The organism is Erwinia sp. PsM31 (genome assembly GCF_030433775.1).
GTDB classification, from domain to species: Bacteria; Pseudomonadota; Gammaproteobacteria; order Enterobacterales; family Enterobacteriaceae; genus Erwinia; species Erwinia aeris.
In genome coordinates this window covers 21381-33403 of sequence record NZ_JARUWZ010000012.1, presented here as the reverse complement: position 1 = coordinate 33403, position 12023 = coordinate 21381, and the positions used below count along the sequence as shown (strand labels likewise).

Sequence of the window (12023 nt, the reverse complement as noted above, 5' to 3'; positions counted from 1 at the left end):
AAGAGGAAACACGCTTATATCTCGCATGGCATACCCTGACCATGCACTAAATTGATCCACATCTGCACCAAAAAAGGGCTATTGGTCAGCCAGGCGTCATCATGCCGTTTTCTTTCAGGCGGGTGAGCACGACAGAGGTCTTAACATGCGACACGCTTCGATGTCCCGCCACCAGCTGGCTAATCAGCGCGCTCAACGCGGGCAAATCGGCGACGGCGACCTTCAGCAGGTAGTCGGCATCGCCGGTGGTTTTCCAGGCATCGACGATAGCCGTTTCTTCAGCCACCATGCGGGTAAAGCTGTCCACGTATTCAGCGGTGTGGTTAATCAGGCGGACTTCAATCAGGCCGATCAGGCCCAGCCCTACCGCATTAGCTGAAAGCCGTGCGTGATAGCCGAGGATCAGCCCCGCCTGCTCAAGGTTGATGCGGCGGCGGGAGCACTGCGAAGCGGAAAGCCCGACCAGATCGCTCAGCTCCTGGTTAGTCAGGCGGCCATTGCTTTCCAGCAGCGTCAGTATTTTGAAGTCATAATCATCGATCTGGGTCATCATTTATCCGGCGGCTAATTATTTTTCCTGCCGGACAGGTAAGCGCAGTTCCCGCCTCGTTGTCCAATACTATTTTCCGAAGGGAAAAACCGCTGCCGGGTAAACGCACGCTTATTGGTAATGGCTTTCTTGTCAGAGATTAATATTCAAAAAAATTACGAGAAGAACAGCAGGAGAGAATAAAGGGTTAGCGTATTGATATGCCTGAAGGCAATGAAAACCCTCTTCCAATAACGGCCGCTACCGGAAGAGGCAAAGAAAGAAGAGCTTATTCGTCGTCGTACTGCGGGCCGGCGTAGTTATCAAAGCGCGACCACTGGCCGTTAAAGGTCAGGCGCACCGTGCCGATAGGGCCGTTACGCTGCTTGCCCAGAATGATTTCCGCAATGCCTTTCAGATCGCTGTTTTCGTGGTAAACCTCGTCACGATAGATAAACATGATCAGGTCGGCATCCTGCTCGATGGAGCCGGACTCACGCAGATCGGAGTTAACGGGACGCTTATCGGCACGCTGTTCAAGAGAACGGTTAAGCTGCGACAGCGCCACGACCGGCACCTGCAGCTCTTTTGCCAGCGCCTTCAGCGAGCGGGAAATCTCGGCAATCTCCAGCGTACGGTTATCGGACAGCGCCGGGACGCGCATCAGCTGCAGGTAGTCGATCATAATCAGGCTTAACCCGCCGTGCTCACGGAAAATACGTCGCGCGCGCGAGCGCACTTCCGTTGGCGTCAGGCCGGAAGAGTCATCGATAAACATGTTCTTCTTCTCCAGCAGGATGCCCATCGTGCTGGAAATACGCGCCCAGTCTTCGTCATCCAGCTGGCCGGTACGAATACGGGTCTGGTCAACGCGGGAAAGGGAGGCCAGCATACGCATCATCAGCTGTTCGCCGGGCATTTCCAGGCTGAAGATCAATACCGGTTTATCCTGCAACATCGCCGCGTTTTCGCAGAGGTTCATGGCAAACGTGGTTTTACCCATCGACGGACGCGCCGCCACGATAATCAAATCCGAGCGCTGGAGACCTGCGGTCTTCTTATTAAGATCCTGATAGCCGGTGTCAACGCCGGTTACGCCATCATGCGGCGTTTGGTAAAGCGATTCGATCCTGGAGATCGTCGCTTCCAGGATCTGATCGACGCTTTTCGGCCCTTCATCCTTGTTGGCGCGATTTTCGGCGATCTGGAAAACGCGGGATTCCGCCAGATCGAGCAGATCTTCGCTGGTGCGGCCTTGCGGATCGTAACCGGCATCGGCGATCTCGTTTGCCACCGCGATCATTTCGCGTACCACCGCTCGTTCGCGTACGATGTCGGCATAGGCGCCTATGTTCGCCGCACTTGGCGTATTTTTCGATAATTCAGCCAGGTAAGCGAAGCCGCCGACCATGCTGAGTTCACCTTTGGTTTCCAGCGACTCGGAAAGCGTGATCAGATCGATTGGCTTGCCCATTTCCAGCAGCCGCTGCATTTCGCTGAAGATCATGCGATGCGGACGACTAAAGAAGTCCTGCGCCACCACGCGCTCAGAGACGTTATCCCAGCGCTCGTTATCCAGCATCAGGCCGCCCAACACGGACTGCTCCGCTTCCAGCGAATGGGGCGGCAGCTTCAGCCCTTCCATTTGCCGGTCGCGCGGCTCACGGTTTTCATTGGATTTGTTGGTGGGTTTATTTCCTGCCATAGTGATGTAATACCTTGTGTGGGGACGCGCCAGTATACCCGTTTGACGGCCTTTCGTCCTCCATCAATCACGCGCAATCAACAGGAGTGACCATGCCAAAACGCATACAAATCAGTCAGCACGGCGGCCCGGAAGTGATGCAGATTATCGATGCGGCCATCCCGGAACCGGCCGCTGACGAGGTTGTGGTTGAGAACAAAGCGATAGGCATTAACTACATTGATACCTACGTGCGCAGCGGGCTTTATCCGGCTTCGCTGCCTTCTGGCCTGGGAACGGAAGCGGCTGGCGTGGTAAAGAGCGTGGGCGAAGGCGTGACTACGGTTAAGGTTGGCGATCGCGTGGTTTATGCGCAGTCGGCGCTGGGCGCCTACAGCGAATATCATGCCGTTTCGGCTGACAAGCTGGCGCTGCTGCCGGACGCCATCTCTTTTGAGCAGGCGGCGGCCTCGTTTCTGAAAGGGCTGACCGTGCATTACCTGCTGCGGCAGACCTACGTGGTACAGCCGGACGAAACCTTTCTGTTTCAGGCGGCGGCGGGCGGCGTAGGGCTGATCGCCTGCCAGTGGGCGAAAGCGCTGGGCGCGCATCTGATCGGCACCGTCGGCTCGGCGGAAAAAGCGGCAAGAGCCAAAGAGGCCGGCGCCTGGGAAACCATTAACTATCGCGAAGAAGATGTGGCAAAGCGCGTGCTGGAACTGACCAACGGCAAGAAAGTGCGCGTGGTGTACGACTCGGTAGGCAAGGATACCTGGGAAGCCTCGCTGGACTGCCTGCAGCGGCGCGGCCTGATGGTCAGCTTCGGCAACGCCTCCGGGCCGGTGACCGGGGTGAATTTATCGACGCTCACCCAGAAAGGATCGCTGTACGTGACCCGCCCTTCTCTTAACGGCTATATCACCAACGCCGATGCGCTGACGCAGGCCAGCAACGAGCTGTTTTCGCTGATAGCCAGCGGTGCGATTAAGGTAGAGGTGCCGGAACAGCAGAAGTTTGCGTTAACGGACGCGCAGCAGGCGCATAAAACATTGCAAAGCCGTGCCACTCAAGGCTCCTGCCTGCTGATCCCCTGACGGCAAACGCGCCAGGCCTGTCAGAAATAAGTGGGGCTTCCCGTAGGAAGCCCCTTTTTCTTTTTTATAGTTCGCGCTGGTTGTAGGGTCAGCGGCGATGAATTTCGGCAATTCAGTAAAATCATCCTGACAGAATTCATAAGTAAAAAATATGTTTAATTGCAAATTTGTCTGTGCGATCTGCCAAGTTGTGATCGACTCCGCATTACCTTTTGCAAACCTGGCGTCAACGCTCTGAAATTAGCGAGATATCCAGCGTGCTGTTTTTGACGGCGGTTTACGGTATGCGCGATAAATCCATACCGCAGCGACCGCCAGCGCCAGCCAAGGCAGCATTTTAATGACCACCATCAGCAAACCGGCGAACATCATCACTACGCTGGCGACAAACAGCGCCAGGATAATCCCCAGCAGCGAAACGCCCGTCAGCAGCAGCATGACAAAAAAGCCAAGCACGAAAAAGATTTCCATCAGCGTTCCTCCCGTTAAAGATGCTGTAGCACTATTACAAGATCCGTGCCAGAAATGCAGTTCATCTAAAGCTTTGAATTTAATGAGAAAGGATAAAAGAACCGCACGGAGGGCCTGGTCAATATCGCTATTACCTGGCGCGATATTGACCAGGTAATAGCGAGCCAGCAGCAGGCCGTGCTTTACAGGCGGTCATTCGAGGATTTCTGCCGGCCGCCGCTTACTGATAGCGCCTTTGGCCCGACGGCTTATACCGCTGTCGGTACCTTGTCGGCCACCAGCGCCAGCGCGGCTTCCAGCGTCTCTACGTTCGCACCCGGCTTGTGGGCATTTTCACTCAGATAACGACGCCACTGGCGTGCGCCAGGGATCCCCTGAAACAGCCCCAGCATATGGCGAGTGATATGGCCCAGGTAAGTTCCCTGCGCCAGTTCGCTTTCAATATAAGGGTACATTGAGCGCACCACCGCCACCGGATCGACCGCAGGACGATCGCAGCCAAACAGCTCCCGATCAACCTCTGCCAGCATTCCCGGATTTTGATAGGCTTCGCGGCCTACCATCACGCCATCCACATGCTGCAAATGCGCTTTGGCTTCCGCCAGCGACTTGATGCCGCCGTTAATCGACAGCGTCAAATGCGGAAAATCACGTTTCAGTTGATAAACGCGCTCGTAGTCCAGCGGCGGGATCTCGCGGTTCTCTTTCGGGCTGAGGCCGGAAAGCCAGGCTTTACGCGCATGGATAATAAACATGTCGCAGCCGCCCTGTTCCGATACCTGACGGATAAAATCGCAGAGAAACTCATAGCTGTCCTGCTCATCAATGCCGATACGGGTTTTTACCGTGACCGGAATCGACACGCGATCGCGCATGGCCTTCACCGCGTCCGCCACCAGCGCGGCTTCTCCCATCAGGCAGGCGCCGAAGCGTCCGTTCTGCACGCGGTCGGAAGGACAACCGACGTTCAGGTTGATCTCGTTATAGCCGCGAGCCTGCGCCAGTTCGGCACATTGCGCCAGCGCAAGCGGATCGCTACCGCCAAGCTGCAGGGCGACCGGCTGCTCCTGCTGGTTCCAGGCCAGATAGTCGCCTTTGCCATGAATAATGGCGCCGGTGGTGACCATCTCGGTGTAAAGCAACGCCTGACGGCTCAGCTGACGGTGAAAGTAGCGGCAGTGGCGGTCGGTCCAGTCCAGCATTGGCGCAACGGAAAAACGGTGGGCAGGTAAATTTTGGGTCATAAAGCGCAAAGACTCTGATTAACAAATGACGATAATGTGCGCAATGATAGCATGACTGCCCGCAATCGCTAAACGGGCTGTAAGGGCGCACGGTGATGCGCCCCTGAGAGAAATCAGAACGTGAAGTTAAGCTGGGCTACCGCGCCCCAGGTATTGTCATTGCCCCGCATTCCGGCCAGGTCCAGATGTACCTTGTTAAACGGCGACACGCCAAAACCGGCGGTGACCACGTTGGTATCGTTAGACTTCATATCCGCACGATAACCTGCACGCAGCTGCAGCCAGTCCAGTACGCGATACTCCGCGCCCACGCCTGCATACTGGCTGTCTTCCACCGTTTTAAACCGTTTGGTCGGCGTGGCGTCCACATCCAGCGCCGCCGTCAGCCGCTCGGTATGATAAGAGACGCCAGGCGTCACTACCGGGCGGATCTGGTAAGTATCCTTGTAGCCGTTCACTTCGCGGGTATCGATATCGCGGGCAATCAGGTTCTGCGCGCTGACGCCCAGCGTCCAGTTATCGTTCAGATCGGTCGCCGCACCGGCATCCATGTTGAAACCGGTATTGGAATTTTTATAGCGCCCTTTGGTGAAATCCGACTTGTCGTAGTTATAAACGGAGGCGCTATAGTTATAGAGATAAGTCTTCTGGATCTTCGGCGTGATGCCAAACGAAACCGGATGACCGGCAATATTGAACTCATGCGCCACGGCAACGCCGTAGTCATAAACTATGGCGCCGCGCCCCAGCGCTGACGAGGTCAGCGAGTCCTGCGCGCCCGGCCGTGGAAAATCGGTGCCGTCGGCAATGCGCTGTAAATAGTCGATATCGCCCTGGCTGACGTTCGCCGTCACGTGCGCCGTACCGTAAGCTTTCGCCACAAAGGCAAAAGGCAGCACTTCGTTCGGCACGGTCACCGCCACGGCCGCGCCTGCCGTAGCCCAGGCTTTGTTGCCCTTGATGCCGCGCAGCTGGCTCGCCAGATCGCCGGCCGCCGCCCGCACGCGTGGATAATTCAGGCTGATGGGATCCTGCTCGGCAATGTCCTGATAGCGATCAACGCTGTCGCTCAGGTCATCCACTTTATCGATGAGCTTGTGCTTATCCGTCAGCTGCGCGCCAGCGGCCGGAAGAATAATACTGACATCGTCTTCCGGCTGGGCTTTCGTCATCAGCGCCGGGTTAGCCAGCACCGCCGTGCCATAGGTTGAAGAGGCTACGCCCGTGCCACCCATCGCATCGTTGCGAGCGTCGTAGTAGTTGCCAGCGGCCAGAGCGCTTAGCGGAGCCAGAAACAGCACGGGAAATACAACCGGTCGGGTGAATCTGTTCAGCTTAAATTTTTTGACCATTTACTTCTAACCCTTCAACAAAGGAGACAGCGCCTGAAGCGCGACAAGTGTGATTGTCCGTATAATGGGCCGAACGGCGCTAAGTCATTAGCCTGAACTAAGTCAAATTACCGGGGCTTTTCTGCTCATTGCACGGCTTTTAATCTGCTAGCTGGCTTGAAAATAAGCCGTGTTTTCAACGTCTGCTGTGGAAAGGTTTACAAATATTTAAGTAAATGTAGCCAAAACATTTCAGAGTGCAACCGTTATTGACGGTCTTCTTTAGTAATGAATGGTACAACGCAGTTGATGACAAAGGTGAGCTTCCGCTCTTCGGATTTGACTGAAATTTTTTGCGGGCATAGCGATGAAGGGAGACGCTCAGGCGGGAAGCCGGAAGCGCGGCGTTTTTATCGGCGCTGTGATAATATAACGTGCTAAGCCAGCCTGGGGAGATCTATGAACATTAACAGTCCTGAAAATATTCTGTCGCAGGCGGAAGCTATCTGTCAGCAGCGCAACGTCAGGCTGACGCCTCAGCGTCTGGAGGTGCTGCGGCTGATGAGCCAGCACCACGGCGCGATCAGCGCGTACGACCTGCTGGACCTGCTGCGCGCCAGCGAACCGCAGGCCAAACCGCCCACTATCTATCGGGCATTGGACTTTCTGCTGGAGCAGGGATTCGTGCATCGCGTGGAGTCCACCAACAGCTATGTCGTCTGCCATCATTTCGAAGAGCCTGCGCATACCTCGGCGATGCTGATCTGCGACCGCTGCGGCGGCGTAGCGGAGCAACATGCGGAAGGCGTGCAGGATATTCTGAAGTCCCTGTCGCGGGCAGCGGGCTTTGCGCTGACCAACAGCGTGATTGAAGCGCACGGATTGTGCCAAAGCTGCGTTGAGGTGGAAGCCTGCCAGCATCAGGATGCGTGCCAGCACGATCATACGCTTGGGACAAAAAAGCGCGGTCGTTGAAACGGTCAACCATCAGAATAATTTAAGCGGCGGGATCGCGCCAGACAAAACAACAAGGGCAGCGCCAGAAGCGCTGCCCTTGCTTTAGAAGGCTATCCGGAGAGTCGGCCCTGGCAGTGCCAGTCAGCCTTTCCGGAGGCTATCTTATCAGAAACGATGGTTGTTGCTGGTTTCCCAGTCGCCCAGCTCTTTCTCAGCCTGGTCTTTGGTGTAGCCATAACGTTCCTGAATTTTACCGACCAGCTGATCGCGTTTACCTTCTACGACGGTCATGTCGTCATCGGTCAGCTTGCCCCATTTTTCTTTAAATTTACCTTTTAACTGTTTCCAGTTACCGCCGGCTTCGTCTTTATTCATCTTGTTTCTCCTTAACCTTAGGTGATAACAGCTTATCGTTACAGCAAAACCACTGACAGCAACATAAAACGCTGCCCAAATGCCTAACGTACAGATAATTGTAGTAGAAGATGGCAGGTTTGCACGGCGAGGCGGCGTATTTTTCTAAAAAAAAGCGAAGCGGCACGGGCCGGGCAGCAAAAATCGCGCGGGCTCGGATACTTAAGAAGCGGGAGAACAGAAGCGCTGAGGCGATTTTGCCGGTTCGATCGGCGGGGTTCAGGAAAAGACGGATGCAAACAGAGAGTAACTGCCCATACGGAATGCCAACACACAATAAACGCCAATGCGGAATACCAACAGGCAGTAAATATCATCGTGGGATACGAAAAGATAATAAACGCTAAATACGAACAGGAGCGGGCATCGATATATGTCGGACAGAACTACGATGGCTTGCGCTCCACAGAAGACATTCAGGCACGTTCAGACAATATGGCAGGGGCAGACAACAACCGTAGGTGCGGTCAGACAATATGGCAGGGGCATACAGCAGAAGGATTCAGACAATATGAGAGGTGCGAAATAAAAGCCGTAGGCGATACGCCCGCCGGTAGAAGCAAGCCTCTGCGTCATCGCAACGACGCAGAGGCGGCACGGCGTCTGGCTATTACAGCCAGCTACCGTTGCGGATCACGCCGACGGCAAGCCCTTCGATAGAGAAGGTATGCTCACGCAGATCCACCACAATCGGCTGGAACTCGCTGTTTTCCGGCAGCAGCTGCACAATGTTGCCCTGCTTTTTCAGGCGCTTGACGGTGACTTCATCATCAATACGCGCTACCACGACCTGGCCATTGCGCACGTCCTGGGTTTTATGAACCGCCAGCAGGTCGCCATCCATAATGCCGATATCCTTCATCGACATGCCGCTAACGCGCAGCAGGAAATCCGCGCCCGGCTTAAACAGATCGGGATCGACCTGGTAATGGCCTTCGATATGCTGTTCCGCCAGCAGCGGTTCGCCTGCCGCCACGCGGCCAATCAGCGGCAGGCCATCGACTTCTTCCATCATCAGGCGGATACCGCGTGATGCGCCGGAAACGATCTCGATAACGCCTTTACGCGCCAGCGCCTTCAGGTGTTCTTCAGCCGCATTCGGGGAGCGGAAGCCGAGCTGAGCGGCAATCTCTGCCCGCGTCGGCGGCATGCCGGTCTGGTTAATATGCTGGCGAATCAGGTCATAGACCTGCTGCTGCCTTGCCGTTAGTGCTTTCATCCCGCCCCCTGGTTGTTTATACAGTCGACTGTGAGTATATACAGGTATTTCGTCAATGAAAACCTCAAGCCGGATAAAAAACCATGGTGATAGCTATTTAGCCCGGCGGCTGGTGAGAAAGCAGAATCGTCAGCCAGACAAAAACCGCTAACAGAATAGCTAACAGCACGGCAGCTGAGCCCATATCTTTGGCGCGCCCGGAAAGCTCGTGGAACTCATTGCCCAGCCTGTCGACCACGGCTTCTATCGCGCTGTTGAGGATTTCCACAATCACCACCAGCGCGACGGAGCCAATCAGCATGACTCTGGCCAAAGGCGTCACGTCCAGCCAGCAGGCGATAATAATCGCCACTACCGCCGCAACCACTTCCTGGCGGAAAGCCGCCTCGTGTTGCCAGGCCGCCCGTAATCCTTTCCAGGAATACCCCGCAGCTTTAATGATCCGCGTTAAACCCGAGGCGTTATTTGCCATAATCAGGGAACCCTTTGTTCTGTTTAGCGTCAATGTCAGGGTAGCGCACATTTTGCAACACCACAGATCTCATGCAAGGATTCTGGTATGCTTGCGGCGCTTTGCTAACAAGAGGCTTTATGTTGTCTATGTCAGGTTGGCGTAACTTATATTACAAATTATTGAATTTACCGGTAAAAATGCTGGTAAAAAGTAAAGCGATCCCTGCCGAGCCGGTCGTTGAGCTGGGGCTGGATACGTCGCGTCCTATTATGTATGTGCTGCCATACGATTCAAAGGCCGATTTGCTGGCGCTGCGTGAGCAGTGTCGCAAAGAGGATCTGCCCGATCCTTTAGACCCGCTGGAGATCGACGGCACGCTGCTGCCCCGCTACGTCTTTATTCATGATGGCCCGCGCGTATTTCCTTATTACGCGGCCAATCCGGAATCCGTAAAGACGTTTCACGACTATCTGGATCTCCATCGCAGCAACCCGCTGCTGGACGTGCAGATGGTGCCCGTCTCGATTATGTTTGGTCGGGCGCCGGGGCGTGAAGTTCAGGGCGAAAGCCAGCCGCATCTGCGCGTGCTGAACGGCATTCAGAAATTTATCGCCGTCCTGTGGCTGGGCCGCGACAGCTTTGTGCGTTTCTCGCCGATGGTGTCGCTGCGCCGTATGGCAACCGAGCACGGCACCGATAAAACCATCGCCCAGAAGCTGGCGCGCGTGGCCAGAATGCACTTTGCCCGTCAGCGCCTTGCCGCAGTCGGCCCGCGTCTGCCTGTGCGTCAGGATCTGTTCAACAAGCTCTTACAGTCCAAGGCTATCGCCAAGGCCGTAGAGGACGAAGCGCGCAGCAAGAAAATCTCCCATGAGAAGGCGCAGCAGAACGCCATTGAGCTGATGGAAGAAGTTGCCGCAGATTTCTCCTACGAGGCAATCCGTCTGACCGACAGGATCATGGGCTGGACGTGGAGCAAGCTCTATCAGGGCATCAACGTCAACGGCGGCGAGCGCGTGCGTCAGCTGGCGCAGGACGGCCATGAAATCGTTTACGTGCCGTGCCACCGCAGCCATATGGATTACCTGCTGCTCTCCTACGTGCTTTATCACCAGGGCCTGGTGCCGCCGCATATCGCTGCGGGCATCAACCTGAACTTCTGGCCGGCCGGCCCGATTTTCCGTCGCCTGGGCGCGTTCTTTATTCGCCGCACGTTTAAGGGCAACAAGCTCTACTCCACCGTTTTCCGCGAATACCTGGGCGAGCTGTTCACCCGTGGCTATTCCGTGGAGTACTTTGTGGAAGGCGGCCGTTCCCGAACCGGACGCCTGCTCGATCCAAAAACCGGCACGCTGTCGATGACCATTCAGGCGATGCTGCGCGGCGGCAACCGCCCGATTACGCTGGTGCCGATTTACATCGGCTACGAGCACGTCATGGAAGTTGGCACCTATGCCAAAGAGCTGCGCGGCGCGACCAAAGAAAAAGAAGGCTTTATGCAGATGGTGCGCGGGCTGCGCAAGCTGCGCAATCTGGGCCAGGGCTACGTCAACTTCGGTGAACCGCTGCCGCTGGTGGCTTACCTGAACAAGCACGTGCCGGAATGGCGCGACGCTATCGACCCGATCGAATCCCAGCGTCCGGCCTGGCTGACGCCAGCGGTCAACGATATCGCCCAGCGCGTCATGGTGCGGATCAATAACGCGGGCGCGGCCAACGCCATGAACCTGTGCGTTACCGCGCTGCTGGCTTCCCGTCAGCGTTCGCTAACCCGTGAGCAGCTGGTGGAACAGCTGGACTGCTATATTCAGCTGCTGCGCAACGTGCCTTATTCGCCGGACGCCACCGTGCCGGACATGACGCCGGAAGCGCTCCTGGATCATGCGCTCAGCATGAACAAGTTCGAGATCGAGCAGGATAATATCGGCGAGATCATCGTGCTGCCGCGCGAGCAGGCGGTGCTGATGACCTATTACCGCAACAACGTTCACCACATGCTGGTGATGCCGTCGGTGATTGCGGTAATTTTGATGCAGCATCAGGAGCTGACGCGCGCCGAGCTGCTGCGCCAGGTCAGCGTGATCTATCCTATGCTGAAAAGCGAGCTGTTCCTGCACTGGGAAAAAGACGAGCTGCCGGGCGTGCTGGATCCGCTGGTCAGCGAAATGGCGCGTCAGGGTTTGTTGACCGCCGACGAGCAGACGCAAACGCTACGCCTCAGCCCTGCCCGTTTCCATACGCTACAGCTGCTGGCGGCCGGTGTGCGGGAGACGCTACAGCGCTACGCCATCACCTTTTCTATCCTCAGCGCCAATCCGTCGATCAACCGCGGTACGCTGGAGAAAGAGAGCCGCACCATGGCGCAGCGCCTGTCGGTGCTGCACGGCATCAATGCGCCGGAATTCTTCGATAAGGCGGTGTTCTCGACGCTGGTGCTGACGCTGCGTGATGAAGGCTATATCAGCGATACCGGCGATGCGCACTATGAAAGAACGCATAAGGTCTATCAGCTGCTGGCCGATCTGATCAGCCAGGAAGTGCGGATGACCATTGAAAGCGCGCTGACATACGAGTAGGTAAGAGATAAAAAAAAGGCCGGCGTGAGCATCACACCGGCCTTTTTTAT

The 12023-nt window shown here is 56.0% G+C and carries 11 protein-coding genes; 3 read left to right on the top strand and 8 right to left on the bottom strand.

The window, feature by feature from the left end:
- Window positions 1–85: 85 nt before the first annotated feature.
- Both QCD69_RS11500 and dnaB read right to left on the bottom strand, forming a co-directional pair.
- Window positions 86–550: an Lrp/AsnC family transcriptional regulator gene (locus QCD69_RS11500; protein WP_253456188.1), complete on the bottom strand. Its 465-nt coding sequence runs from the start codon at window positions 548–550 to the stop codon at window positions 86–88.
- A 268-nt stretch (window positions 551–818) separates the two neighbouring features.
- Window positions 819–2234, bottom strand: coding sequence for a replicative DNA helicase (gene dnaB, locus QCD69_RS11495; RefSeq protein WP_125290172.1), 1416 nt, complete (start codon window positions 2232–2234; stop codon window positions 819–821).
- 92 nt (window positions 2235–2326) lie between these two features.
- Between dnaB and QCD69_RS11490 the strand changes: the two genes are divergently transcribed.
- Entirely contained in the window at window positions 2327–3307 is a 981-nt protein-coding gene (locus QCD69_RS11490) for a quinone oxidoreductase (RefSeq protein WP_253456191.1), read from the top strand.
- 240 nt (window positions 3308–3547) lie between these two features.
- Here the strand turns inward: QCD69_RS11490 and pspG are convergent, their stop codons facing one another.
- From pspG to QCD69_RS11475, 3 genes are all read right to left on the bottom strand, one after another.
- A complete protein-coding gene (gene pspG / locus QCD69_RS11485; RefSeq protein ID WP_253456194.1) occupies window positions 3548–3778 on the bottom strand; it encodes an envelope stress response protein PspG in 231 nt (76 codons plus the stop codon).
- Window positions 3779–4026: 248 nt separating this feature from the next.
- Window positions 4027–5022 carry a tRNA dihydrouridine(20/20a) synthase DusA gene (dusA, locus tag QCD69_RS11480; protein ID WP_253456197.1) on the bottom strand — a complete coding sequence of 332 codons (996 nt, stop codon included), beginning with the start codon at window positions 5020–5022 and terminating at the stop codon, window positions 4027–4029.
- 113 nt (window positions 5023–5135) lie between these two features.
- Window positions 5136–6374 (bottom strand): conjugal transfer protein TraF, encoded by a 1239-nt coding sequence (locus QCD69_RS11475; RefSeq protein WP_253456200.1) that lies wholly within the window; start codon window positions 6372–6374, stop codon window positions 5136–5138.
- 438 nt (window positions 6375–6812) lie between these two features.
- Between QCD69_RS11475 and zur the strand changes: the two genes are divergently transcribed.
- Window positions 6813–7328 (top strand): zinc uptake transcriptional repressor Zur, encoded by a 516-nt coding sequence (gene zur, locus QCD69_RS11470; RefSeq protein ID WP_253456203.1) that lies wholly within the window; start codon window positions 6813–6815, stop codon window positions 7326–7328.
- Between the two features lie 147 nt (window positions 7329–7475).
- Here zur and QCD69_RS11465 read toward each other — a convergent pair whose 3' ends face one another.
- From QCD69_RS11465 to QCD69_RS11455, 3 genes are all read right to left on the bottom strand, one after another.
- The gene (locus QCD69_RS11465) at window positions 7476–7685 is read right to left on the bottom strand and encodes a CsbD family protein (protein ID WP_125290167.1); all 210 of its coding nucleotides are present in this window, start codon (window positions 7683–7685) and stop codon (window positions 7476–7478) included.
- Between the two features lie 649 nt (window positions 7686–8334).
- On the bottom strand, window positions 8335–8943 hold the full coding sequence (gene lexA / locus QCD69_RS11460; RefSeq protein ID WP_253456205.1) for a transcriptional repressor LexA: 609 nt from the start codon (window positions 8941–8943) through the stop codon (window positions 8335–8337).
- Window positions 8944–9040: 97 nt separating this feature from the next.
- The gene (locus QCD69_RS11455) at window positions 9041–9415 is read right to left on the bottom strand and encodes a diacylglycerol kinase (protein ID WP_301252092.1); all 375 of its coding nucleotides are present in this window, start codon (window positions 9413–9415) and stop codon (window positions 9041–9043) included.
- Between the two features lie 128 nt (window positions 9416–9543).
- Between QCD69_RS11455 and plsB the strand changes: the two genes are divergently transcribed.
- Window positions 9544–11973, top strand: coding sequence for a glycerol-3-phosphate 1-O-acyltransferase PlsB (gene plsB, locus QCD69_RS11450; RefSeq protein ID WP_253461154.1), 2430 nt, complete (start codon window positions 9544–9546; stop codon window positions 11971–11973).
- Window positions 11974–12023 lie beyond the last annotated feature (50 nt).